The 25,856-nt window shown below is 37.2% G+C and carries 27 protein-coding genes, 2 tRNA genes and 1 pseudogene; 6 read left to right on the top strand and 24 right to left on the bottom strand.

The genetic code is table 11. The features are described 5' to 3' along the window. Window positions 1-27: 27 nt before the first annotated feature. The 9 genes from E6H07_19505 to E6H07_19545 form a co-directional block, all read right to left on the bottom strand. A complete protein-coding gene (locus tag E6H07_19505) occupies window positions 28-387 on the bottom strand; it encodes a four helix bundle protein (GenBank protein TMI61424.1) in 360 nt (119 codons plus the stop codon). A 49-nt stretch (window positions 388-436) separates the two neighbouring features. After that, window positions 437-1,570: a glycosyltransferase gene (locus E6H07_19510; protein ID TMI61425.1), complete on the bottom strand. Its 1,134-nt coding sequence runs from the start codon at window positions 1,568-1,570 to the stop codon at window positions 437-439. Beyond that, window positions 1,570-2,514 carry a glycosyltransferase family 2 protein gene (locus tag E6H07_19515; GenBank protein ID TMI61426.1) on the bottom strand — a complete coding sequence of 315 codons (945 nt, stop codon included), beginning with the start codon at window positions 2,512-2,514 and terminating at the stop codon, window positions 1,570-1,572. Before E6H07_19515 ends, E6H07_19510 begins: the two co-directional genes overlap by 1 nt. Next, window positions 2,514-3,041 carry a DUF4199 domain-containing protein gene (locus tag E6H07_19520; protein ID TMI61427.1) on the bottom strand — a complete coding sequence of 176 codons (528 nt, stop codon included), beginning with the start codon at window positions 3,039-3,041 and terminating at the stop codon, window positions 2,514-2,516. The genes E6H07_19515 and E6H07_19520 overlap by 1 nt, the downstream gene beginning before the upstream one ends. Continuing rightward, window positions 3,041-4,309 carry a dihydroorotase gene (locus E6H07_19525; protein ID TMI61428.1) on the bottom strand — a complete coding sequence of 423 codons (1,269 nt, stop codon included), beginning with the start codon at window positions 4,307-4,309 and terminating at the stop codon, window positions 3,041-3,043. Before E6H07_19525 ends, E6H07_19520 begins: the two co-directional genes overlap by 1 nt. Window positions 4,310-4,427: 118 nt before the next feature. Then, entirely contained in the window at window positions 4,428-5,447 is a 1,020-nt protein-coding gene (locus tag E6H07_19530) for a DUF481 domain-containing protein (protein ID TMI61429.1), read from the bottom strand. 118 nt (window positions 5,448-5,565) lie between these two features. Beyond that, a tRNA-Pro gene (locus E6H07_19535) sits at window positions 5,566-5,640 on the bottom strand. Window positions 5,641-5,700: 60 nt separating this feature from the next. Then, window positions 5,701-5,774 (bottom strand) — tRNA-Pro (locus tag E6H07_19540). A gap of 110 nt (window positions 5,775-5,884) precedes the next feature. Beyond that, entirely contained in the window at window positions 5,885-6,610 is a 726-nt protein-coding gene (locus tag E6H07_19545; protein TMI61430.1) for a DUF72 domain-containing protein, read from the bottom strand. Between the two features lie 79 nt (window positions 6,611-6,689). On the opposite strand from E6H07_19545, the gene E6H07_19550 reads away from it, so the two are divergent. Continuing rightward, window positions 6,690-7,421, top strand: coding sequence for an endonuclease (locus tag E6H07_19550; protein ID TMI61431.1), 732 nt, complete (start codon window positions 6,690-6,692; stop codon window positions 7,419-7,421). Between the two features lie 18 nt (window positions 7,422-7,439). On the opposite strand, the gene E6H07_19555 is transcribed toward E6H07_19550, so the two are convergent. Beyond that, on the bottom strand, window positions 7,440-10,520 hold the full coding sequence (locus E6H07_19555) for a hypothetical protein (GenBank protein TMI61432.1): 3,081 nt from the start codon (window positions 10,518-10,520) through the stop codon (window positions 7,440-7,442). 267 nt (window positions 10,521-10,787) lie between these two features. Here E6H07_19555 and E6H07_19560 point away from each other — a divergent pair, with 267 nt between their 5' ends. Both E6H07_19560 and E6H07_19565 read left to right on the top strand, forming a co-directional pair. Next, window positions 10,788-11,105 carry a hypothetical protein gene (locus E6H07_19560; protein ID TMI61433.1) on the top strand — a complete coding sequence of 106 codons (318 nt, stop codon included), beginning with the start codon at window positions 10,788-10,790 and terminating at the stop codon, window positions 11,103-11,105. Between the two features lie 59 nt (window positions 11,106-11,164). Next, window positions 11,165-11,929 carry a DUF2236 domain-containing protein gene (locus E6H07_19565; protein ID TMI61434.1) on the top strand — a complete coding sequence of 255 codons (765 nt, stop codon included), beginning with the start codon at window positions 11,165-11,167 and terminating at the stop codon, window positions 11,927-11,929. Window positions 11,930-11,977: 48 nt separating this feature from the next. On the opposite strand, the gene E6H07_19570 is transcribed toward E6H07_19565, so the two are convergent. The 8 genes and pseudogenes from E6H07_19570 to E6H07_19605 all read right to left on the bottom strand — a co-directional run bounded on the left by E6H07_19570 (window position 11,978) and on the right by E6H07_19605 (window position 17,833). Continuing rightward, a complete protein-coding gene (locus tag E6H07_19570) occupies window positions 11,978-12,382 on the bottom strand; it encodes a DUF1801 domain-containing protein (GenBank protein TMI61435.1) in 405 nt (134 codons plus the stop codon). Window positions 12,383-12,409: 27 nt separating this feature from the next. Next, a complete protein-coding gene (locus E6H07_19575; GenBank protein TMI61436.1) occupies window positions 12,410-14,467 on the bottom strand; it encodes a hypothetical protein in 2,058 nt (685 codons plus the stop codon). A gap of 131 nt (window positions 14,468-14,598) precedes the next feature. Next, window positions 14,599-15,024, bottom strand: coding sequence for a VOC family protein (locus tag E6H07_19580; protein ID TMI61453.1), 426 nt, complete (start codon window positions 15,022-15,024; stop codon window positions 14,599-14,601). A 125-nt stretch (window positions 15,025-15,149) separates the two neighbouring features. Continuing rightward, entirely contained in the window at window positions 15,150-15,527 is a 378-nt protein-coding gene (locus E6H07_19585; GenBank protein ID TMI61437.1) for a VOC family protein, read from the bottom strand. A 24-nt stretch (window positions 15,528-15,551) separates the two neighbouring features. Beyond that, window positions 15,552-16,088 (bottom strand): polyketide cyclase, encoded by a 537-nt coding sequence (locus tag E6H07_19590; GenBank protein ID TMI61438.1) that lies wholly within the window; start codon window positions 16,086-16,088, stop codon window positions 15,552-15,554. Between the two features lie 182 nt (window positions 16,089-16,270). After that, window positions 16,271-16,867 (bottom strand): dihydrofolate reductase, encoded by a 597-nt coding sequence (locus E6H07_19595; GenBank protein TMI61439.1) that lies wholly within the window; start codon window positions 16,865-16,867, stop codon window positions 16,271-16,273. A gap of 24 nt (window positions 16,868-16,891) precedes the next feature. Then, window positions 16,892-17,101 carry a hypothetical protein gene (locus E6H07_19600; GenBank protein ID TMI61440.1) on the bottom strand — a complete coding sequence of 70 codons (210 nt, stop codon included), beginning with the start codon at window positions 17,099-17,101 and terminating at the stop codon, window positions 16,892-16,894. A gap of 174 nt (window positions 17,102-17,275) precedes the next feature. Beyond that, window positions 17,276-17,833 (bottom strand): annotated as a pseudogene (locus E6H07_19605) (dihydrofolate reductase). Window positions 17,834-18,068: 235 nt separating this feature from the next. Here E6H07_19605 and E6H07_19610 point away from each other — a divergent pair. Further along, complete coding sequence (locus E6H07_19610; GenBank protein ID TMI61441.1) at window positions 18,069-18,302, top strand: hypothetical protein; 234 nt, start codon at window positions 18,069-18,071, stop codon at window positions 18,300-18,302. On the opposite strand, the gene E6H07_19615 is transcribed toward E6H07_19610, so the two are convergent. After that, window positions 18,297-18,929, bottom strand: coding sequence for a DUF998 domain-containing protein (locus E6H07_19615; protein TMI61442.1), 633 nt, complete (start codon window positions 18,927-18,929; stop codon window positions 18,297-18,299). The two genes, E6H07_19610 and E6H07_19615, sit on opposite strands and share 6 nt — an antisense overlap. Before the next feature lie 315 nt (window positions 18,930-19,244). Between E6H07_19615 and E6H07_19620 the strand changes: the two genes are divergently transcribed. Next, window positions 19,245-20,462: a CHRD domain-containing protein gene (locus tag E6H07_19620; GenBank protein TMI61443.1), complete on the top strand. Its 1,218-nt coding sequence runs from the start codon at window positions 19,245-19,247 to the stop codon at window positions 20,460-20,462. Between the two features lie 90 nt (window positions 20,463-20,552). Here E6H07_19620 and E6H07_19625 read toward each other — a convergent pair whose 3' ends face one another. From E6H07_19625 to arr, 3 genes are all read right to left on the bottom strand, one after another. After that, window positions 20,553-21,167: a DUF1211 domain-containing protein gene (locus E6H07_19625; protein TMI61444.1), complete on the bottom strand. Its 615-nt coding sequence runs from the start codon at window positions 21,165-21,167 to the stop codon at window positions 20,553-20,555. Window positions 21,168-21,355: 188 nt separating this feature from the next. Further along, a complete protein-coding gene (locus E6H07_19630) occupies window positions 21,356-21,652 on the bottom strand; it encodes a hypothetical protein (protein ID TMI61445.1) in 297 nt (98 codons plus the stop codon). A 175-nt stretch (window positions 21,653-21,827) separates the two neighbouring features. Further along, window positions 21,828-22,571, bottom strand: coding sequence for an NAD(+)--rifampin ADP-ribosyltransferase (arr, locus tag E6H07_19635; protein ID TMI61446.1), 744 nt, complete (start codon window positions 22,569-22,571; stop codon window positions 21,828-21,830). Between the two features lie 253 nt (window positions 22,572-22,824). Between arr and E6H07_19640 the strand changes: the two genes are divergently transcribed. Then, window positions 22,825-23,829: a DUF4421 domain-containing protein gene (locus E6H07_19640; protein TMI61447.1), complete on the top strand. Its 1,005-nt coding sequence runs from the start codon at window positions 22,825-22,827 to the stop codon at window positions 23,827-23,829. 21 nt (window positions 23,830-23,850) lie between these two features. Here E6H07_19640 and E6H07_19645 read toward each other — a convergent pair whose 3' ends face one another. Both E6H07_19645 and E6H07_19650 read right to left on the bottom strand, forming a co-directional pair. Beyond that, entirely contained in the window at window positions 23,851-24,438 is a 588-nt protein-coding gene (locus tag E6H07_19645; protein ID TMI61448.1) for a dihydrofolate reductase, read from the bottom strand. A gap of 147 nt (window positions 24,439-24,585) precedes the next feature. Beyond that, window positions 24,586-25,425 (bottom strand): hypothetical protein, encoded by an 840-nt coding sequence (locus E6H07_19650; GenBank protein TMI61449.1) that lies wholly within the window; start codon window positions 25,423-25,425, stop codon window positions 24,586-24,588. Window positions 25,426-25,856 lie beyond the last annotated feature (431 nt).

Below are 25,856 nucleotides of genomic sequence, written 5' to 3' on the forward strand. Positions count from 1 at the left end.
AAAGGTGAAAAGGGAAACGTGAAAAGCTTACCCGTTTCGTTTTATCATATTCGACAGCATGGCAAAACATTTATTTAAAAGTTCGCCAGCAGTCTTTAATTCATCCAATGAAAAATATTTTAAATCCACAGCTGTTTCTAATATCGCATCTACCTCGACCAGTGATCCTCTTGCAATTTCAAGGTATCTATTTCTTTCAGTTACTGATTTTCTTGATGACCCTTCTGCAAGATTAAGCTTTACTGATAATACGGCTCTTCGTATTTGCTGAATCATATTAAATTTTTCATCAGCAGGCAATTTAACGGATAAGGTATATACCCCGGTTGTTAACTCCCTCACTACCTTATAGACATCAAGCGATTGGTGATTTAGTTTTATAAACATGTTAATGATTTTTCGAAATTTACACGTTCACCATTTCACTTTTGTCCTTTCACTTTTCACGTTCAGCAAGCTTCGTAACAGCATTCACTAAATTCGCCCAACTATATTTTTGTTTTTCGCTGCGAAGATGCGGAATAAAATAATCTTCTCCTAATTGATAGAATTTTAAAATGCCCCCTGCTATTGCCTGCGGGTTTGGCTCAACGACAACACCAACTTTTCCATCCGGAACCAGTGAAGGCAAGCCACCGACATTGGTAACCACCATCGGTTTTTCAAAATGATAGGCGAGGGGAGTAACGCCGCTTTGTGTAGCATTACGGTAAGGCTGTATCACTGCATCTGCGGAGCAGAGATAATATTTTACTTCACTGTCCGGAATAAAATCTGTTTTTAGTATTAGTTGATCTTTTATGCCAAGTTTATCAATCAGTTCACCGTATTGTTTAGCATCTTCATAAAACTCACCAGCCACCATCAATTTGATCCCGGCTTTTTTAATTCTTTCATCAGCCATTGCTTCCAGCAATAAATCAAGTCCCTTATACTTTCTGATAAAACCAAAAAACAGAACTACCAACTCATGGCTCCCAACTCCTAACTTACCTCTTGCTTCTTCTTTTGAAATAATAGCGCCAAAATTATCATACAGTGGATGCTGCACCTGCTGTGCCGGTTTATCTTTTTCAAATAAGCGCAGATCACTCATTACTTTTTCACTCATCGTTATAAAAGCATCGCAGCTTTTCAGGAAATATTTTGTGAAAGGCTTATCGCCAAATCTTTTTTCATGAGGGATAACATTATCCGCAATGCATACAATCTTTGTATGCTTGTTTTTTTTAACCCTTCTTAAGATCGTTCCCAGGGCAGGCCCCATAACTGGCAACCAAAAACGGACAACAATAATATCAGGTCTTTCATTTTTTAAACGATCACCGACTTTGACCCAATTCAGCGGATTGATTGAATTAATAGCGGAATGAATTGTCAAACCTTCAGGTGCAGGTTCATCGCTGTACTGTGTTTTACCCGGAAATAAAAAAGATGGATACTGCAGGCTGAATGAAAAAATGGAACAATCATAACCAGATTGAATAAATTCTTTTGCCAGCCGTTGATTAAATGTAGCTAACCCACCCCGCAAAGGATGACCGGGTCCTATGATGATGACTTTCGGCATTAGATACCCAGTTTCTTTTCTATGAGATAAAAATTACGGCCAGGAGAATTTCTTGAAATTAACTCCCCGATAAAACCAGCGAGGAATAATTGCACACCGATAATTATTGTTGCCAATGAAAGATAAAAACCCGGGCGGTTTGTCAATGCAAATCCGGAAGGGTCTATAATTTTTGAAATGATCAGATAAATAGCGATACCCATACCAATGATAAAAAAGAATGAACCCCATAAACCAAACAGGTGCATGGGACGCTTACCGAATTTGCCGATGAACATGATGGAAGCGAGGTCCAAAAAGCCATTGATGAAACGTTCCCATCCGAATTTGGTGACGCCATATTTTCTTTTTCTATGTTCTACTACTTTCTCTCCGATCTTTTTAAAGCCAGACCATTTTGCCAACACAGGAATATAGCGGTGCATTTCACCATATACTTCAATGCTTTTTACAACCTTATTTTTATATGCCTTCAGCCCGCAGTTAAAATCATTCAGTTTGATTTTTGTCATTCTTCTTGTAACTGCATTAAAAAGTTTAGAAGGAATATTTTTAGAGATGGTATGATCATATCTTACTTTCTTCCAGCCGCTCACCAGATCAAATCCGCCCTCTAAGATCATCTTTCGTAATCCGGGTATTTCATCTGGACTGTCCTGCAGATCGGCATCCATAGTTATTACCACATCGCCCTGTGCTGCTTTGAATCCTTCATTCAAGGCGGCAGATTTACCATAATTGCGTTGAAATTTTATACCACGGATATTTTCATTTTTGCTGCGCAAGCTTTCAATTACATCCCATGAGCCGTCATTACTTCCATCATCTATAAAAATAATTTCGTAGCTGTAATTATTATCAACCATTACTTTTTCAATCCAGGCACTGAGTTCAGGCAGGGATTCTGCTTCATTAAAAAGTGGTATGACGATTGATAGGTTCATTATTGTTTCATGTCGAGTTGATCAAGTGGGTTATAAGGATTCTTTTTGGTAATGGCGGCGCCGATCAGAGAACCAATTGCTCCGAGAATAGCATATGTCAGTAAAATTCCACCTACCATAAAGACATAAAAAAATTTCTTTGCTATGCTAAGGGCTTTATCGATCTCTTCATCACTCAATTTATTTTGCTCTTCCATTTGTTTACGAGCCTCATCAAATATTTTCTCTTTCAAATCCGGCATTGCTGTAAAAAGTATCAGGGTGAATCCAATAACAATCAACATTGCTATCGCAGTTGCTTTAAATCCATATCCAAACAAGTTTCCAAAACTCAACTGGTAGTGGTTGGCTTTACCGTACATATTGACAAAAACTGCAAGGCTTATTACTAATATACAATATGCAATCCAGCCTGTAGGTCCACCTTGTTTAATCCCTGAAAACAGGAGAGCAAGACTATAGATTATCTGAATTGCAGCGACAATAATGCCTGCAATAAAATGAGTGATTGGTTTTTGGGTGCTCATTATAATTTATTTAAAGTAAGATGTGATTTATTTATTGTGCCAACCACTTTGCCTTTCAATTCTTTTCCAATGAACGGTGAATTTTTTGATTTTGATTTAATATCTTCTTCTGTAAATATCCATTTTTTATCCGGAATAAAAAGTGTGAGTGATGCGGCTTCGTTTTCGTTGATAGTTGCAGGGCTTAGTCCGAATATTTTTCTTGCATTCAAAGAAAACAATTCAACCGTTTTTTCTGGTGTTAATCCATCTACTACAGTGTTTACAACTGCATAAGCTGTTTCCAATCCTATCATTCCATTTTCAGCGTATTGAAACTCCACCACCTTACTGTCTTTTTCATGTGGCATATGATGGGTAGCGATGCAATCAATGGTTCCATCAATTACTGCTTTTTGCAATGCTTCTCTTTCTGCCGGTGTCCGCAAAGGAGGATTTACTTTCAGATTGCTGTCGTACTCATTCAGATCCTCATCACAGAAAAATAAATGATAAGGAGTAACAGAGCAGCTTACATCTATTCCTCCTTCTTTGCCTTCCTTTACATATTCTAGTGATTTTTTTGTAGTAACTCCGGTGAAATGAATTTTTGATTCAGTATATCTAGCAAGCTTCAGGTCTCTTGCAATTACCAGTTCTTCACCCATAGCTGGTTTGCCGGGTAACCCCAATCTTGTCGATACGATTCCTTCATTCATCAGTCCCTGCGGATTGATACCCGCATCATCCGGTAGCTGTATGATGGCTGCATCAATAGCTTTTACATAAAGCAATGCTTTTAAAAGTGTGCCTGCTGATTGCATTGGGTTCAATCCGTCACTAAAAGCAACAGCGCCACTTGCATGCATATCATACATTTCGGCCAGTTCTTTTCCTTCTGTATTTTTTGTGATGGCGCCGATGGGATGAATATTGACCATCAGTTCCTTGCTTTTATGTGCTATATATTCAATACCGGACTTGTTATGCAGTGCAGGATATGTGTTCGGTACAACCATCACATCCGTAAATCCACCGGCAGCGGCAGCTGCAGCACCGGATTCCAATGTTTCTTTATGTTCTTTTCCCGGATCGTTGAAATGGGCAAACACATCTACCCATCCGGGGGAAACGAATAAGCCTTCAATGCTTATTTCTTTATCTGCTTTCTCAGAAATTTTTTTGCTGATGGATTTGATGATTCCGTGGTCGATAAATATATCAGCTATTTGTCCGTTGAAGGGAGAGGAGGGATCAGCAATCTTAGCTTGCTTAATGAGTATTTTCATTAAGGGGCGAAGATAAAGGTTGTTTTTGATTCGAAGAAATTAGAAGAATTGCAATAACTACTGGCAACCTGGAAAACATAGCCTTGATCAAACTGCTTGTTATGCAGCAATATTTCTATTATAATTCCCAACCAACTGAAAACGCCAATACATAGTCCGTTTCTTTTCCTTTAACCGCGGGCCGGTTATCATAGTTTAATGTATATCCTATCTTGATATAAAAGTCATGTGGCAGGTCATATTTCGCATCAAAGATAAAATCAGTACGCCACCTGCCATTTTCTGTAAAACTTGGATAAACCCAGATATTGCTGAGCAGGTTCAGATCTCCAATATCAAAAAGATTAAGTTCTGAACCAAAGTAACCTTCAAGACTGCTCCTACTTGCTGTTGCATTGGTAAAACTCTCGTTATTAAAAGACAAACCAGCGCCAAGCCCCCAATATTGCTTATTCGTATGAACAATGTATTTACCAGCTCCAAGTTTTCCCGTTGTTCTCAGATCCAAAGCTTGTTCAGTATTGGAAAGTAAATCCACAGAGGCAGCTAAATACCAATCTTTCTGTAAAAAATATTTTCCGGCGATTCCTCCTTCGGTTCTTTTGGTCTCTGCCACACTATCCTGGCTTGAGCGGGTATCATCGTAAAATAGATCCATTTGCCATTTGTCGGCCATGTATCCAAATTTGCTCCTGACATTGTATTGCTTCAGGTTATTTGCTTTAGTAAAGCTTAATCCCACGTCAAGACTGGCATGAGCCCGGCTCCAGAAATCTGATTTCAATCCTTTCAGGAACACCATTTCTTCGAGAGTTGTTTCTGTTTTACTCCCATCATCACCATTAATGATGATTTTTTTTCCGGATTCAACAGATTCAACTGTTCCGTTAATTCTCTGTCCATTTTTTAAAGTGACAAGGAAATGGCTTTTCGAAAAGATCTCTTTTACTCCGTCCCATTCAACTGTAAAGTCTTTTTTTGAATAGTCCGTTTCAATAGTCAGGACTCCTTTGTCCATCGATTTGATCTCGCCAACAATTATATCTCCATTTTTTAATACAAGAGAGTCTTTCTGTGCCTGGGTAGCTATTCCTAAAAGCAAACAATAGCTGATAAGTAGATTTTTTTTGAACCTCATAGCAGGAATTATTTAATGGTTTTTAATCAGTGATCTAGCAATGCAAAAATTATGATTTCTTTTGGGATAAAAGAAATTCAGTGCGGAAAAATCGAAATCAAAAGTCTTATAAATTATGTTGGGATGACTGGATTCGAACCAGCGACCCCTTCGTCCCGAACGAAGTACCCCGCTGGAGCGGGGCTACATCCCGAAAACCAAGGAAAACAAAAATAAAAAAGACCCCTAAAAATCAGGAGTCTTTTAAATTATGTCGGGACGACTAGATTCGAACTAGCGACCCCTTGCACCCCATGCAAGTGCGCTACCGGGCTGCGCTACGTCCCGAACAATTAGGGGCGGCAAATGTAAGATTAAATGGCAAGATTTTGAAATGAGAATCAGGTCTAATGAACAGAGTTGATATACACAATTCCAAACTCTGATTATTCAAAGACTTATGTTTTATCCAGGTATAGTTTTTTAATATAGTTAGCATTGTCTATGGCGCCCAATTCTGCTGTATTATTAAAATAAATAAAGGCAGTTTTTATTGCTGCTTTAAAAATGGAATCAGCAACAGTATCAAGAGTGTTTTTGTCATATGTAGAATAATAAAGTCTTGGAATGCCATGAAAGCGATAATACAGAAAATCGGTTGTAGTAATTAAATCATCGGGTAAATTGGGATAGCTGATAGAACAAAAGCAAATATTATGTTTACTGAAAGCTGAATAAACTTTTTCATTCCACCAGCTTATATGACGGAACTCAATAACATTCTTGAAAGAATTGTCCAGAGCCAGGATGAGCTGTTGCAATTTTTCTTCTGAGTAAATAAAAGTTGGAGGTAATTGAAAAAGTACCGGACCGCATTTTTCCTTCAGGCCATTATTAATTGTGTCATAAAAAGACTTTAAAAGATCCCTTGTATCAACAAATTTTTTATTGTGTGTAATCAAACGGGGAACTTTTACCGCAAATAAAAAATGTTCGGGGCTTTTATTGTACCAGTTCTGAAGAAAAGAAATTTGGGGAAAACGGTAGAATGTGACGTTTAACTCCACGGTATCAAACTTACTGCTATAAAACTCAAACCAATTTTTTTGCACTAAACCTATTGGGTAGAAAAGGTTTTTCCATTCTTTATAATAAAAGCCCGAACAGCCAATATGCCAGTTCATAACTGTTTTATTTTTTGAATGCAAAACCGGAGCCAATATTATATGGTTCAAATTTTGTTTCTCATTCAAAAATTTTCATATGCCGGAAGGCCCTTCCATTGTAATACTTAAAGAGTTGGTGAAATCTTTCAAAAGCAAGAAGGTTGTAAAAGTAAGTGGCAACACTAAGGTCGATGTAAGTTGGGCAGAAGGAAAAAAAATAAAGGACTTTAAAAGCTGGGGCAAGCACTTTCTTATTTGCTTTGATATCCAGGTAATTCGTATTCATTTTATGCTTTATGGAAGTTACCGGATTAACGAAACCAAGCCGGCACCACCGCGTCTTCATTTAAAATTTTCACAAGGAGAGCTAAATTTTTATGCATGTTCAGTAAAATTAATTGAAGAAGACCTTAATAATGTATATGATTGGACAGCCGATGTAATGAATGAAAAGTGGAGTCCAGCTAAAGCTAAAAAGAAATTGAAAGAAATTCCATCAACATTAGTTTGTGACGCACTACTGGCTCAATCTATTTTTGCCGGTGTCGGAAATATTATTAAGAATGAAGTTTTATACCGTATAAAAGTTCATCCAAAAAGCAAGATTGGAAAAATTCCGACAATTAAAATAACTGCGCTTGTGAAAGAAGCTTGCAATTATAGTTTTGATTTTTTGAAATGGAAGAAAGCGTATGATTTAAAAAAGCACTGGCTGGCCCATACGAAAAAGACCTGTCATCGTTGCAATTTGCCTATAATTAAAGAATACATGGGAAAAACAAACCGCAGAACTTTTTTCTGTAATAACTGCCAGGTTTTGTATAAATGAAGCTTTGCCTAAATTTCACTACCTGTTGCCAATTGAATCTTTAACTTTTTTAACTGTATCAACAGCCGGTTTCTTCTTTCTATTCAAAATATCTTTTAATATATTTTTAATTGGCTGACCCGGTTTTTTCGGTAATGTGTCTGCTTGATTATTGGTTGATGTAATAGTATCTCTTCCAAAAATTTGTTCTTTTATCTTGTCTTTTATTTTTTCTTTTGCTATTTCTTTTACGGCCTCTAATGAGTCTTTCACTTTTTGTTTGGCACTGTCCAGTTTAGCCTGTGCAAAATCTTTGACCTGGTTCTCCAAATCTTTAATTGCATCACCTGCTACTTCTTTCAGGTTAACGCCAACGGAAGGATCGGTAATACTACCGGTCATTTTAATATTTAAATTAATTGTTTCACTGGGTTTGATTGGTATTCCTTTACTGACTGCCTGTGTAACAAGCTTATTGATAAGTTTATTTCCTTCTGCTCCCAACACACTCCTGGGTAATTTCATTTGTATACTATAATCAATAGACTGATCAAAACCATGAAAGCCGCCAATTACCATTTCTATGTCATCAATTTTTATAGTAAATGGTTTTACCAGGACTTTTCCGTTAGCAAACTCAATATAATTTTTTATATCTTTTACACTAATAGATTTAAGCCGGTCTATCTGTAAAACAGTAGCGAGTTTTTCGAGCGGAGCAAATTTTTTCAATACTCCCTGGAGTAATAATAAATTTCCTTTACCACTCAGGCTGCTGAGATCCGGCATCATATTACCGTTAAGATTACCGGTTAAAGAAAGTTGTGAACTGAGTTTGCCTGCGAGGAATTTTCCAATTGGCATTAATGCCTGTATCGTATTGTATGATAAGAATGCTTTTTGAACATCCATATCTTTTATATCATAACTCAAACCAATATCCGGTTCTTTTTTATTCAGTTTGGTAGAATAGGAACCGTTTATAATTGCATTTCCGTCCAGTACATCCATCTTTACATTTTGTAAAGTGATCTTCTCGTCATTCATTACCAGTATGCCATTCACATTATCATAATCAACCTTATCATATTTTACTTTTCCTGCATTGGCTTTAATGGTTAAGTTTATATCAGCAGGTACTAAAAAAGGTTCACTTGAAGTACTGGTAGTGGTTGTAGTAGCAGAATCAGCTGTTCCCATCCAGTCGTTCAGGTTCATTTTGTCTGCACTTACATTCAGACTACCTGTTAATGGCTGTTCCTGCATAGCATACCCAACAAGGTTATTTAAAACTCCGGTTGCTGTAAAATTTGTACCGAGATAATTTCCATTCAGGTTACTAAGCGTTACATTTTTTTGATTGAACTGCAACTGTGTCCCGGCAATATTAATTCCCGTAGGATATTCGCTGGATTTATACTTTACATTAGTAAGACCGGCGGTACCATTCAATAAAATTTTATCATATTGTTTTTGATCTATGGCTCTTTTATTTCCTGCAAAACCAAGGTCCGCATTTAATATACCACTGATGCTGGTGCCGGGTTCTAACTCTGTAAATTGTTTAATATTATCTAAGGTAAATCTGCCTTTTGCATTTCCTGAAAAATCCACTGAAGAGACAGGATTGCGAAGTAGCAATGAAAAGTCAAGCGGATCGTTGCCAACTTCAATATGTCCGCTTGAAATATTAATTACTGTTTTATCAGCAATACCACCACTGTTTTCTAAAGTGGCCTTTATATTTCCATTTTTAATAGGTTGCGGAAAGTTTTTGTCTGAATAAAAAAGATTTTTAATATCAAAAAAACCACCGGCGGTGAAAGCTCCTTCTTGTTGTTGCAAGGCTTTCAACGGGCCTTTAACAAAAGCATCTGCCCATACAAGGCCTGCGAGCTTTGTTCCATCTTCCAGTTTGATAAATTTTGATAACTGTGATAGATCCAGTTTTCCTTTTGCAGCAGCATCGATCAATTGTGTCGTTTCCGGGTTTTTATAAATGAAACGAAAATCAAAAGGTTCCTTATCCATTTCCAGGTGACCTTTTGAAATATCGACAATGGCATTATCGGGCTGACCATCCACATTGCTTGCTTTTAATGACAGCTGAATATTTTTTACCGGCTTGGGCAAATCAGGATATTGAAAAGATCCATCTGTTACTTCAAGATTTATATCATAGGCCGGCATTTGTTGCGGCGAGTAGATACCTTTTATAAAACCATTGAAGATAGCTTTGCCACTTGTTTTGATAGTTGAAAAATCTTCCGTGTATATGGCAGGAACCATGGATAAGATATCCTTGAAATCAGTTGATGGAGATTTAAATGTAAAATCCATATTATATGTGCTGTCATTCATAATTTGGATAAACCCATCGACGGATAATTTTAAATTGTTTAATAAAATATCATCTGATTTAAAAGTGTAGGTGTTGGTATTATTATCAATTTTAATATCGGTTTCAATATCCGTTTTTGTATTCAGGAGGTAGGGGATACCATCTTGTGAAAAACTTGCTGAGCCTGCATTTGTAATTGTAGAAAGTGTAAATACATCTGCTGTAAAGTCACCGCGACCCTTATGATCAAACTGGGTTATTTCTGAAAATGTATTTGCAACCTCATCCCGGTATAATAAATAACCATTATCAATCTCATATTTCTTCAACGTCATTTTAAAGGCGGATGCTGATGTATCAGTATTGCTGGTAGTGTCAGTACTTTCTTTAGCAATATCCCAGTTCATTTTCCCTTGTTTATTTACCAGTGCATGTATTCGAGGCGATTTAACAGAAACATCTGATATTTTAATATCCTTTCCCTTCAGGACATTGAACAAGCCAGCAGTTGCATTAACTTTTTTTGCAGAAATTAATGTGTCGGCAGAAAACTCATTCAAGCCAACAATACTTAGATCCTCAATAACAATTGCCACTTTTGGAAAATGACGGATCAGGGAGAGGCTTACATCAGAAAAGTCAATTTTTGCATTCAGGCTTTTATTGATCTCCTTTTTTACCAATGCCTGTATTTGTTTTTTAAATATTACAGGAATAAGAAAAGCTAATGCAATGAGAACAAGAAGGCTAATGCCGGTGATTTTTAGTATTTTTTTCATTAAACGTTAGCTTGTAGTTGCTTATGCACAGAAAAGCAAAAATAGCACCAAAGGTTATAATATGACGAATCTTGTAAACTTATGAAACCAGGATGTAAATGAGAATGTTTTGAGCAGATAGTTAATCTCCGAATATATGAAATGGTGTAATTCCTAAGGGAGCTTTGCTGTTGACAAGAATTATCCAGGATTTCATTTGATGGTATGAAAAGTTTATACTTACTTTGCAGTACAAAGTACTTTTTATAGCACGAAAACCGAATAACCATGAATACAACATCGGAAGTAAAAATGAGTAACACATCAATTGCTGGTAATACAATCAATTTTCTATTTGGTGTAGTTGTTTTAGCAATCGGAGTAGTGAATATGTTTTGGGGTAATGACTTCTATTTTGGAATTTTCCTGGCTCTGCTTTCTCTCGTTTATTTCCTTCCGGTAAATACGATTCTCAGAAAAATAGCCGGATTCTCAATTCCTAAGATAGGACTCCTAAAAATCGCATTGGGCCTCTTTATTATTTGGGCAGCGTTAGGTGTAGGCGAATTGTTCAATAAGATCGAACTTATGGTGATGGGTTTATAATTTAGAATAAGAAGGATGAACGCATAGTTATGTAACTTAATAGAAGATAATTTGATCTTATGCAATTCTTTGTTGAAGAAAATTCGATTGTTAGAAAAATATGGGGTAAAAGCGACACCGTACTTTTTATTTTTGCAGGTGCATCTGCTGAATTTGCGCTTAATAAAGCCGTAGACTGGCTTTACTTTACAGGCAAGTTACCTGCTGACCCATTAGCTCGTTTATTCTCCACAGTGAGCTATGCAAGAAAGATTGTTTTTTCACCAATGGATGAAGCCAATAAAGCAATTGACATTATGCGGCAAATACATACCGCCGTAGAACAAAGCCGTGGAGCTACCATACCTGATTGGGCTTACCGTGATGTATTGTTTATGCTGATACATTATTCCATTGCATCATATGAACTACTTGAAAAAAAATTAAGCGATAAGGAAAAGGAAGAAGTACACAATGTGTTCAATCGTGTTGGTGCAAGAATGGGGTTAAAGGAACTACCACTTACATATATTGAATGGCTGCCAGTAAGAAACGCACATCTAATAGCAGACCTGCAAAAGAGTAAATACACCGCCGATCTTTTTAAACAATATAAAAAGCATTTGGGTGCAATGCGGTTCAAGGTATTGATTGAAGGTCAAAAATTAGTGGTCCCTGATAGAGTAAAAGAGTTATTGCAGTTTAGTGATTTTTCTTTGCTTACACCAGTAGTGCCGGTATATAAGATCAGCAGACTGATGAAGATGGACTGGTTGCTTAAAAACATCCTTTTTCCTTCTGATTATAAAGATCAGATAAATAAACTGGATGTGTACCCAAGTTAGAAGCAAATGGAATGAGAATTTAGATGACAGCAATGATGTATTTCACTTTTATTTCGCTGCTGCAGCAATTATTTTTTCAAGAATTTTTATATCAATATCCTCCAGTTTATTGATATAAAGACAACCCATACCGGCCTTATGTTTACCTAATTTTTTCAACGCATCAGCGTGTCGCTGCAGATCGATCAGGTTTAATGATAAATTAGTTTTGCGAGGGGAAAAACCAATTTTGAACCAATCTACTTCTCTGCCGGAAGCCGGACTTTTATATCTTACATTTCCAAAACCGATCATTGAACTGCCCCACATTTTCGGCTTCTCCTTCATAGCTTTTTCCATCAATTTAAGTATAACCTGGCTGTCTTTACGCTTTTGCTCATCAGGGATACTATCAATGAAATCAGCTACACTGGCTGAATTTTGCTTGGTTTTAATTTCTGCTAATTTACTCATGTGAAATATTTTTATTGTCTACGCTGCTCAATTGTTTTCTACTCCAATATTTTTTCTTCTCAGCTCAAACAATTTTCTTAATTCAGGTTTGTCAAAAGCTTTTCTTAATGCGGGAATATCAGCATAATCTTCCGGCAAAGTGATCTTTGTATAATACACCAGGCGAACTTCACGGGAGTCATATGCCTTTTCAATTTCCATAGCAGCTTTTTCCCACATTCCCAATTCCAAATAATCTTCGGCTAGTCTTGAATGGGTATAATTTTTCATCTTTTGCAGGTTTGCAAGTGCAACGGCCTTTTCTCCTTTAGCGATCATAATATCCGTTGCCAGTTCCAGGTATAAAGGATCCGTCTCCGGGATTATTTTTACGATTTCTTCGGCCTTGTCATATTGTTTTGTTGCCACGTACGACCAAACTAAGGGCGGACAATTTGCACCAGCATTAAAGCTTTGTAAATTCATTGATAAACCAGTATTTGAAATCCTTATCGCATTATCATAATCTTTAGCCATATAATAAGCCATAGCAAGGTTAGCATAATTTACTGCCAGCAATGGATCCAGTTCTACCGCTTTCGATTCCATTTCGATCGCCAGTTTCTTATTAAATACGATCCAATAAAAGTCACCGAAGAAATTATACATCTCCGCATCATTGGGACTAATAGCCATCGATTTGCTGAATGCCTGTTCTGCTGCATCCCAATCCCAGTCATAATATGCAGCAATTGTTCCAAGAACCGAAAACGCTTCACCATTGTTAGCATTCAGGGCAAGTGCTTTATTGGCTTCCAGTTTTGCAGAATCCATAATTGGTTTTATGTTTTCGAAATCTAAATAATTCGGAATGATCGATAATGTTCTTGAAAGACCTGAATGAGCCGGGGCGAAACCCGGATCGAGTTTTATCGACTCTTCAAATAATCGCCTTGCTTCTAAAAGATGATCACCGCGAAATGAAAGTTGATGCTTGGCTTTCAAATAATTTGAATAAGCTTCGGGACTGGTGATAGCGGTCGCCTCAGGTTCCTTGTTATTCAAAAGATGCACATTCAAAGCTGTCATGATGGACCTGGTTATTTGGTCTTGCACTCCGAATATGTCGGTGAGCTCTATGTCATAACTGTCTGTCCAAATGTTAAAACCATCACTTGTATTAATGAGTTCAGCCGTGATGCGTAATTGGTTGCCGGATTTTCGAAGACTACCGGAGAGGATGGTACTTACGCCAAGTTCATCACCAATCACTTTAAGATCTTTGCTGTTCATCCCTTTATACGAGAACGAAGAAGTTCGGCCCGCAACTTTCATACCCGGGATCTTTGCAAGAGCGGTGATCAATTCTTCCGACAATCCATCACTGAAATATTCCTGGTCTTTCGAGGGACTCAAATCGGTGAACGGCAACACAGCTATGGATTTATCCTTTGGCGCAGCAGAAGAATTTTTGACAATAAAATTTTTATAAATAAAGAAACCTGTTGTCAGCAGTGCAATGATCGACACGATTGTGATCAAGTTTCTTTTAAAAGTTTTTTTCTGTTTCAGTTTACCTTCAAGGGTTTTTCGTTGTGGGACAGACAGTCCTTCATTCGTAAATGCAAAGACTTGCATTGGCCGGTCAACATTTTTAAAATCGAAGTGACCAAGTGAAGCAGTTGTGATCGAAGTATTGTTTTTTATCTTATCACGAAATTCTTCAGAAATTAAAATGGTATTGGCCTGTCCCAACGATTGAACCCTTGAAGCAACATTTACTCCATCACCTAATGCTTTTGCATCTTCGAAAAAAACCTCGCCAATATGCAGACCGATTCGAAGTGGAACGACCGGCTCCTTTTTCAGATCCATTTGTACAGCAAGAGAACAGTTGGCCGCATCAGTAGCGCTGTGGAAAATGCAAAGACTACCGTCACCATAGTAATTCAATATTTGTCCATTAAACTGGCTAACAAGTTTTTCAAGTGTAGTATTATAATGTTTGATAACTGCCACCGCTTTTTGCTCATCAGCCTGCATCATAGCCGTATATCCGACAATATCGGTAAACATGATAGCAGCAAGTTGGCGGCCTTGTGACATTTCACGAAAGTTATAGATTTTTCCGTTGTTGCTGCGAAGAGATATTGAAGAAAAATGCCCGGATCTTTATAAGGTAGAAATAAATATTTACTAACAGCAAGTGTGTTTATGTCCTTGTGAGAGTAGTAGGATCATTTGGTCGTCTTGGCACCCATCTGGATACCGAGTTTTTCATATACAATGTCGTTTGGCTCCCACAATTCTATTTTGTTTCCTTCTATATCCATGATATGAACAAACTTTCCGTAATCAGCTGTTTCAACGCTGTCGGTTACAGTTACTCCTTCTTTTTTCAAGTCTTCAACAAGTGCTTCTAAGTTTTCAACCCGGTAGTTTATCATAAACTCCTTTGTTGATGGTTCAAAATACTTTGTCGTTTCTTTAAACGGACTCCATTGCGAAAATCCTTTTTTGGTAGAGTCAGCACCTTGATACCATTCAAACACTGCACCATATTGGTTAGTATTTAGTCCAAGGTGAGTTTGATACCATTCTCTCATCTTTTTAGGGTCTTTGCATTTGAAAAAAATGCCGCCAATACTTGTCACTCTTTTCATTTCTGTATTGGTATTTGAATTGTTTGTTATAATTGATTTGAAAACAAAACCAAAACAGAATGAAGTGGCAATAACTAAAATTAATAATGATATCTTTTTCATTGTATGAATGTTTCTGATATTTTCTAATCAACAGGTTCCCATAATTGAATTTTGTTTCCTTCTGCGTCAAGTATATGGACAAATTTGCCATAATCATATGTTTCAATTTTGTCAACAATCATAACACCTTCCTTTTTTAATTCCTCAACAAGTGCTTCCATATTTTCAACCCTGTAATTGATCATAAAATCTTTTGTTGAAGGTTCATAAAGTTTTGCAGTTTCTGAATTGAGATTCCATTGCGTAAGCCCTTTCTTTTTACCATCAGCATCTTCGTACCACTCAAAAGACGCTCCATATTGGCCTGCGTCAATTCCTAAATGTGTTTTATACCACTCTTTCATTTTGTTAGGGTCTTTGCACTTAAAAAAAATGCCACCAATACCTGTTACTTTTTTCATTTTTATTTGGTTTTTTAAATTGTTTTATTTTTCAAGAATATTTTTCAAAGTTGACAAACTAGCATCCATATCCTTCGGAAAATTTTTTTCTGCCATTGGTACCATTATGTTCAGTGGATATTTCAATGTACCCGTATTGATCAGGTTTACTTTGGTTTGATCATCGGATAAAGATTCTGTCTCAAAGATCACAGAGGCAGAGGTCCGGAATGGTTTTACAAAGCGAATTTCTGTTTCAATTTTTTCCCCTTCAATGATGTTTTTAATTTCTTTTTCTCCCTGGCCGGCACTTTTATCACCGCTCCAGGAATAAATAAATCCAACTGTTCCGTCTGTTCCTTTGAATTCTTCTTTCCTGTTTTTTTTATCCGCCGTTGCCCATCTGTTGAATTGGTCCTGGTTTTTGAGTAGTTTTAAAAAGTCAAATACTTTTTGCCGGGGCGCATTGATGACAATTTCACGCTTGACATAATGTTCCCTCTTCATGAAAAGCGCAACGATCAACAACAAGGCAATGATGGCTGCCAATCCAAGTAAAATTGTAATTATGATAGTACTCATATATTGTTTTAGCTACTTAAATCTACTTTATTGCAGCAATCCATCCAAATCGGACTATAGATCGTTCAGCATTTTTTAGTGTTGTAATTCTCACCTTGCAAGATCAGAACAGGCGGAACGGAAATGGCTTCCCTGATAATTAAATTCTGTTATGGATTTTTATTTGAGAACGTTTTTTCTTCTTATGCTCCAACATTACCTGTCTTAACTTTTCCAGCCCTTTTGTAATAGGCAATAATTACTCCCTTTGATGTAACAACACTCTCTGTTAAGGTAAATGCTGCCGGGATCGGACCATTGTCAAACAACTTTTTTCCTTTACCAAGAGTCAAGGGGTGAATTTTGAGACGGAGTTCGTCCACCAGATCATTCTTAAGTAGCAACTGAATAAGTTTACTGCTGCCCCAAACCTGGATATCAGAACCTTTTGATTTTTTAAGCTTCTTAATATCCGCTAGGCTTTTAAGGAAAACTGAATTTTTCCAATCCGACTTTTTCCGGGTTTTGGACAGGACGTATTTTGTACCATCATTAATACCCGGCCAAAAGTCTGCATGCTTAGGCCAGTAGCCCTCCCAGATATCAAATGTTTTTCTTCCCAAAAGATAATCTGCAGGTTGTTGCAACTCTTTTTGCACGGCTTCACCATAAGCTTCGTCACCATAGGGTTCAGTCCAACCGCCATATTTGAAACCCCCTGATCTATCTTCTTTAGTTCCACCTGGGGCTTGCATTACTCCATCTAAGGTGATCATTGATAAAACAATTATTTTTCTCATCTTTTTAATTTTTATGCTTTACTGTTAATCTAATATCTCACACTTAACTCCATACTCTTTTACGAGTATCATTATCCTTAACGCCTCTATATTATCACCTTCAACTCTAAGCACCTTATCACGATCTGAAAGGTCAAAATTAATTTTAAACGATGGGAATGCTTCAGACAAAATATAAAGCAGCATTTTGCTTTGTGCCTTTTTCTGAACATTTGTTTTAAAAATTTCAACCATTTCTTCTCTCAGATTTGATTTTATGCGAAACCAATTGGTTGCAAATATATGTGCAGCTATTCGGTTTCACAAATTTTTTACGAAATATTTTTTAAAAAAATGTGGGGGAGTTTGAATCCGATAGCTATCGCCAGCGGGGATAATGAACACTTCGCTTTTGTTCTTAATATGCGCTCATTTTTTTATCGTCTCATAGTAGAGCATTATTGCACCACAACCAAATGTTTTTGTTTTCAAGAGTTTATGATCAATTCTATCCCTGATGTTTTTAAACAATTGCAAGCCGCTTCCTAAAATAATTGGCTGAACGCCGAGTTGGTATTCATCAATTAAACCGAGTTGTGAAAAGGCTACTATTAAACCTGGGCTGCCAACTCCAATATTTTTACCCGGTTGTTTCTTGAGTTCTAAAATTTCTTCTTTAATGAATGACTTCCTTTTTCAATATTGTATTTTTCCATTCAACATGTTGAAGCGTACGGGAAAAAACGATCTTTGGAATATTGTCTATTAATACTGCAAATTCATCCATTGGTTTGTTGCCAGTAGGATCTTTTACAACAGATGGCCAATAACTTTCCATCAATTGATAGGTTTCCTTCCGTATATAAGGGTGCCTGTATTCCTTAATAGTTCATTATAATGTTGATGTATTTCGTCATCTGCGATCATTGCAGTGTGGTCGCAGAATCCGTCAAGTGTCATATTCATTGCTGCAATTATTTTTCTCATATTTTGTTTTTTTTACTCCCGATACCTGCCTGCCGGTAGGCAGGGCTATCGGGATCAATTATTTTTTCGATTCCCGCTTTGCGAGAATTTTGCAGAGAAAGTTAATACATTTTCGATTTTTTTGCTGCGAAGAATGACATATAATCTTTTAAATTGTCTATCCCTATTTTTTTAAAGACTTAAGTCTGGCAAAGAAGTTGCCAGTATTTTGCTGGTACCAGGATAATCTTTAAGTATGAAAAAACCTGCGATTGTTATAGCTTTTGCCACGTTGTTTGTGATGCTTTATAATGTTTCTCCTTACATTGGTATACCTGATGAAGCGATCATTGTCATGTTTATTTTGTCTCCTGTTGTTATTATCTATATGGCTTATGTGATTTTAAAATATGGAAAGCCGTCACAACATACATTCGAAGAAAGATTCTATGATGATTATGATTATAAGAGAATTGATGAAACATCATAGTTCCTCACTGTTCTTTTCAAGCCTTATAAGAATGGAGGAAAACACAAGCATCCAAACCATAAATGCTGCGATGTTGATACGTTCCCATAAACCGATAAATGGTGTTGGCAGGTCTTTATCGACATTAGGAGCTTCTAAGAAAGTCAAAACTCCAAACACGATGAAAACAATAATAGTAACGATGGAATAAAAACGAAATCCTTTTGCAAAAGCAGCCGCACCAAAGCCTATAGAAAGGAACATAAGTAATACAGTTATAGAGGCCATCACAAGATGCCATGTATCTGTAAAAGTTCCACCACCGGCTGCCAATACTTCACGTTGATGCATGGGTGTCCAGGTCAAACCCATTACTCCATTAATCATCAGCAAAATTCCTGCGATGCGTAAGGATCGTTTCTCATCTGCCGATTTAAAGACACCCCAACCGAATGCAGCTATAAGCAAAGTATAGACTATTCCTAACACAAACCAGGAGGGTCTTGTCGGTGCATCAACAGCAGATAACTCACTAACCGTTTGGGTAACCCAGTTATATTCTTTATCCAAAAAAGGAAAAAAGATGTTCATGGCGATGTAAAGCAATGAAGCGGCGATACCACAATAAAGTAAATATTTCCGGCGCATAGTTTTATTCTTTGGTGACTATTGTAAGGTTAACTACGGAGCCAGTTAAAAACAATGAGGGTTGTCAGTGATGAAAATGATTATTGAAAGGCAACCACTTCCACATCTGTTCCGTTTCTGTGAATGTCTTCACATCTTATCCAGTATCCCATCTTCAATCGTTTTAGTCCTGCCTTGAATATAGTTTTATATCACGAATAATGAAATATCAGGTGCCTTGCCATCTAGCCCATAATTCTTTTCAATTGAGAGAGCTGTCTCCCTATTCTATTTATTTCCAGGAACTCGTTTTTAATCAATCTAAATAATACAGTTATGAAACATTTCTATTCAGACCTTTTGCTCCGGGCAATAAAAAAAACTCTTTTGCTTTTCATAGTATCTTTTGGAGCATCTTATGTTTCCAACGGACAGCTTTATTGGGTAAGCCTGTCGGGGCCAGCTGAAGTACCTGCTAACAACTCTCCCGGAACCGGGACGGGACTTATAACAATTGATGCGGTTGCGAATACCATGAGGGTTCAGAGCACCTTCTCAGGACTAGTGGCCGGAGTGACAGCATCCCACATCCATGCAGCAACAGCAGTTGCCGGGACAGGAACCGCAGGAGTGGCAACCACGACTCCAACTTTTACCGGCTTTCCATCCGGGGTAACTTTCGGAACTTATGACCACAGTTTCAATATGCTTTTGAGCACCAGCTACAATCCTTCATACGTTACAAACAATGGTGGCACAACTGCTTCAGCTTTTGCTGCACTGAGAGCAGCGATTGGTGCAGGCAAGGCTTATCTCAATATTCATTCAACAACGTTTCCAAGCGGTGAGATCAGAGGTTTTCTCAATCTCTGTCCTACTATAAATGTTTCTATCCCTGATGCATTCGCATTAGGAGGAGGTGTCTTGGCTAATACAGTATTTCCTGCTTATGCTCCGGCATCATCCTTAATGCTCCAGTCAAATGTTAGTGGTGGTATGGGACCTTATAGTTATACCTGGTCTAATGGTGCTACTACTTCATCTGTGACCGTGAGTCCAACAACTACAACAACCTATTCACTTGCTGTGAAAGATCAAAACGGTTGCCCAGGTTCGGCCACAAAAACTGTAAATGTGCTAAATATATCAGGCGGCAAAAATGGCGACAAGATCGATGTTTGTCATAATGGAAATACCCTGACGATTGGAAGGCCGGCTGTAGCGGATCACCTTTCGCATGGTGATATGTTAGGCAGTTGTGAACCTAATTCGATCACTGCACGATCCAGGGATGTACGGGAAACAGATCTTGCAGCAATAACAGTACTAGGCAACCCTTCACCTAACTACTTTGACATTCAAATACGTGGCAAAGCAGGCAACAACATACGACTAACTGTATATGATAACATGGGCAGAGTTATAGAAACAAAATCTTCGCTGCCATCTAATCAATCAGTAAGGCTTGGAAATTCTTATCATTCCGGGATCTATCTTGTTGAGATCATACAAGGGGGACAAAAACAAATATTGAAGTTGGTTAAGTCAAACTAAGTGAATAAATGTTGAAAGAAATATTGAAGCCGCTTCCGCAAGGAAGTGGCTTTTATTTTTATTGTTGCGAAGGACTATGGATGAGATATTTTATTCTTTTTCAATCAATGATAAACTTAGCCAAAGCAACCATAATGCAACATTTATTATCAGAGCAACATAGGGAACCCAAATTGCCAACAAAGTGGTTGATGTGTAAATAACTATTGCAAAGTAATTGCTCCTTTTTATTTTATTATATAGCTCATCGGAAAAGCTATTAGTTCTTAACATCTTTGGCTTGTCAAGTGAACGATAAAATAAAAACCAGCTCCAGGAATTAATTATACTGGATATTCCATAGAACACAATAGCCGGCATGGCATATTCAGTATTGATGTACTCTGCCAGCAATGCTGTTGGAAATGGAAAAAATACAATTGTGAGTAATAAAAAACCATTGGCATATAAAAATGGCCGGGAAGTTTTACCCAGTTGATTGAGTATGTTATGATGAAAGACCCACTGGATCAAAATGCCACCAAAAGAATAAATAAGTGCAAAGTAAGATGGCCATAAATCAGCAAGAGCATTCACCAGATCTTTTGCTGAATGAATTGAATGAAAAGGAGGAACCTTTATTTCCAGAATCAAAAGAGTAATGGCAATAGCAAATACACCATCGCTAAAAGCTTCAAGCCGGGTAAGTGATTTGTTTTCGCTCATAAAATTGAAGTTGAATAAATGAAGTGTCTCGCAAATGGTGCTAGCTTTCTTCGCTTAGTAATTCTTCAACAGAAAGTTAATGATTCTGATTTTAAGATGCCCGGCAAAAGTGGCTTTATTATTCTGGTTTTGCTGCGAAGAACTATGGAAGAAAGACATAGAACACAACACAAGCATAATTGCATATTTCAGGCAGCGAGAAAGGACTCTGTTTTTTTAAGTGCAGCTTCTGTCAGTTCCGACAGCCTGCTATCATCATAATAGCCTAAAGCCACATCACGGTCTCTTTCAATTGGCTCATAAAAATTTAAATCACCTGCAAGTTCCTGCAGAAAATAAAGTTCTTCATTTTGAAGTTGAGGTTCGTCCCATATTTTATTCTGCAACTGACCAATGGTTTTCGAACGTTCGGATGCGTATGTTCGCTCTATTTTATTCAGTAAGGCTATTACTTCTTTTAATTGTGCTATAAAATCTGAGTTCATTTCCGTTTTTGTTTGCAGTGAAGAAAAGTTATGTTTTTTCTTATGTTCGGTGAGTTTGATACAGTAAGATAATAATTTTTATGAGCTAAACTGTTCCGACCCCCTGGGGCGACATCGTGGCCTCTTATTTTCTTAAGGACCTGCCTGCCGGCAGGCACGAACCAGGGCTGAAAAATTAATTAATTATATCTCCTTTTGCATTGGCCAACTTTTCACGCCATTTTTTAAGTTCGCCAGGTGTTTGTCTCACCCAATCAGTTGCTTCACCAACGATCTTTAATGGTGCATCGGTGCGATATGAACGTGTCGGATTGCCCGGAAATTTTTTGTCTGTAACGTTGGGGTCATTTTCAAAATCACCTGTTGGTTCAACGATATAAACTCTCTCCGGCCCATCACCTTTCGCTAATGCCGCAGCAAGACCTGCGCCATTAGCAAGTGCTGTAAAATAAATATGATTCATTTTAAGATCATCCTTGTAATTAGAACCAAACCCTGCTTTCAGCATATCGCCAACCTTCATATCTGCTCTTGTACCGTGATAAAAAGGTCCCTTGTCAGAGGTATTGTTCTTGAATGAATTTGCTAATTCATAATTCTTTTTTGCGTTGCCAGCGTCGTTTAATTCCTCGTAGCATTTGGCAATGTTTGAATATAGAGAAGGAAAAGCTCCTATAACACTGTCGTTATTTACTTTTAATGCAAACTGCAAAGCTGTTTCGAGCCATTTTAATTTGTCGGAAACATTTTCCTGGTGCCGTGCCATATAATAAGCAGCAATAAATTTTTCAAAGTCGTTTGTCGCTTCATTCCACGCCTGGAGAAATAACCTGCTAGCTTCTTCAGGATTACCTTTCTCTTCCATGCCCATGGCTTGAATACAAAGTTTAATAACGTTGTTGCTTGGGTTGAATTCCATTTTCTAATTATTTTATCACAAATTCTTATACAAAAGTTAATCCATTTTCATTCATATATGTTACACTGGCTGCGGGGCAAGACCCCCGGGCAGACGGAAAGGGAGAGGAGGACGAAAACGAAAATCAGTCACATGAAAATATTCGTTAAATTGAATTACAATTTACCGGCAGTTTTATTCATTCATTATATTTTTCTAAGTGACTACATATTGTTGCGGGATTTTATGGATAATTACTTTGTTATTATTTGTCATGCATGCACCGGCCCAGCAACCTACTGCAGAAACAGACTATGATACAACTTATTACGAATCCTTCATGGGTAAAACAATTACCGGCAGATTTTATTTTGGTCAGAAATACACTGCGTTAGAGATAAATAGAAATAACAAAACAACTCCTCGACTTCGCTACGTGCCTAATACAACTTTAAATATGGGTATCGGAGCTACCTATCGTTCTTTTACATTGAACCTTGCCTATGGTTTTGGATTTTTGAATGGCGATGAAGAACAAAAAGGCAAAACTAAGTATTGGGAAAACCAGGGACACATGTATGGACGTAAATGGAGTTTTGATTTCTATGCACAATTTTATAAAGGTTACCATCTAAATCCTAAGGGACTGGGATCGCCTGATCCCAATTTATATTATTTCCGACCGGATATAAAGTTCAACTTATTTGGTCTTGCCGCTTATCGAATTTTGAATGAAAGGAAATTCTCTTACAGGGCTGCGATGGTGCAAAATGAATGGCAAAAGAGATCAGCCGGTTCCTTTTTGTTGGGTGGCGAAATATATTACGGCATTGTAGATGCAGACAGCGCTTTGGTACCCGCTGCTATGGCTATGTTATATAAACAACAGGGCATTCATAAGGTCCAATTTTTTAAAATAGGCCCGGGTGCAGGTTATGCTTATACACTTGTTTTGCGGCAACACTTTTTTATAACCGGTTCGCTCAATGCAAATCTCAATCTCGGGTGGGTTGGGGAAACAAACGGATCCGGCAGTGAAGACTGCTTCAGCGTTACACCTAATTTTTTATATCGTATTGCCACGGGATATAATAGCCGGTCATGGAATATAAATATGTCATGGGTAAGTAACCGGATGTCCATACGGGGAGTATCTTCTGCTGACGGATATATAGGACGAGTGGGAATTGTAAGAGCAACACTTGCCAAGCAATTTCAACCGGGACCCAAAGCAAAAAAAATTTTGAAGCCATTGGATAAAATGGCGGCAAAGAAATAAGAATTGCAAGACGTACTATTGTTATTGTCTGTCCATTGTGTAATTCAGTTCAGTTACACCGCAAGTAAATTGCCGGGTAGTCAATAGTTTTAGTTTTATTTTATCCTGGTAGTTATCGGGATTGATGCCTGCAAACAATGGAATGCCTTGTCCAAGAATAATTGGATTAACAAATAGCCAGTAGCCGTCAATTAAGTTCAGTTTCATCAATGAATGTGTTGCTGTAGGGCTACCAAAAAGCAAGATGTCCGGACCTGCCTGTTGTTTTATTTCATTTATTCTGTCCGTAAGGTTGTTGCTGATAATTGTTGTGTATCCTAAACCTGAATCTTTCAATGTTTTTGATAAAACAACTTTGTGAACTTTGCTATACCACTTTGAATGTTCAATGTCGTGTTTGGTTGCTGTCGGCTTGTCTGCTGCGGTAGGCCAGTAACTTTCCATTAGCTGGTAAGTTACCCGTCCATATAATGCAGTGTCGCCTTCGCTTATCCGCTTTCCGACATGAGTAAAAATTTCTTCATCAACTTTAACCCAATCCAATTCTCCGTTCAGTCCTGCTACAAAGCCGTCAAGCGATATGTGCATAAATGAAATTATTTTTCTCATATAGTTGTATTGTTTATTGTTGTCTATGGTTTGGTTAATGTCTTTTACAATGACCGCCAATATTTATCTTGTAACAATTAATCCACTAAAGATAATTGGTTTTCAAAAAAGATTTACGTCGGGTCGCTACGAAACAGGCAAGTTTTCTTACTCCATCTTTTCAAGCTCAATTATTGTTTTTGAGCCGTCGATATTTGTATAGTCAAGTTTTACAAACCCAAATTGATAGTTGAAATATGATGTTAGTTTTGTTTCTCCTAATTTGCTTTTAGCATTGCTGGAAATTACAAAACATTCAATGTTTCCAAGTTTAGATTGCAACATTACTTTATCAGTAATTTCATAATTGTAAATGTTTTCATTTGATCCTTGCCATATTAACCATCTTTTGTCTGCCCACTGACTACCGAATTTTAATCTCCAGGCCCACCTGGTTCCAATTATTAAAGGTTCTTTTATATATGGAAAAGGATTTATTTCCAGTATTTTAAAAAAATCTGTTCTTGGAAGGTGCATCCAAATATTTTTTTCATTTTCAATCAGACCTGTCATTTCATTAAAGTTCAAAGAATCTCTGCTTAATAATTTAAAGCCATAGCTGATGACTGTCTGATTGTAATCTGGTATTTCTTGAATAAACGGACTTAGTCCTGAATTTACAGACAATATTATTTGAAAAACAGAGTTTGTGTCTTTTTTATCCATTTTTTCAAATATCCAATCATACATATTTTGTTTATCCAGGTTGCCCCTTGTCATTAAAAATTTCACTCCTGCCGTATCTGAATAAACATAGCTAAATGTGAATTTTCTTCCTACTCTATAGACACTATTATTTTGGTTATACCTATTCTCATCAATATTTGTAGCATCAAATTTCTCAACCGTTAATCCATTGTCATCTGTCTCAAATTTCTCAATCGCCTTTTGTGCTGTGCAAGATTGAAATGTCAAACATAAAAATGTAATTGTAAATAATTTGGTCATAATCATTTTAGGGGGTCGCTAAAGTTGCCACCAAATTTGCATTGTCGCAATTGAGCCGCTAAAGATAATTTGTTTTCAAAAAGGTTTATGCCGGGTTGGCTGTAGATTATTTAGTTTGTATGGGGGTATGGCCAGACATGTATACGAAGTAAAAATGCTGTTCAATATAACTCAAGAAGAATCTTAGTAAATTCTTTTTTGTTCTTCCAGGGAATTTGATGATCTGCACCAACTATAGTGTCTGCTGTAATGTTCCTGGCGTTAATCAGCATTCTGGTACCATATGAGATGTTTTTTATCGGACCCCAAGTATCATTTGAACCGTGAACAAAATGAACTTTGCAAGTTATTTGTTTGAATTTTTTCTGTAGAGGAACGAGATCTTTTTTAAGATACAATAATTCGGTATTACTTGGGGCAAAGGCGCCCGG

Source organism: Bacteroidota bacterium (genome assembly GCA_005882315.1).
In the GTDB taxonomy this organism is placed as follows: Bacteria; Bacteroidota; Bacteroidia; order Chitinophagales; family Chitinophagaceae; genus VBAR01.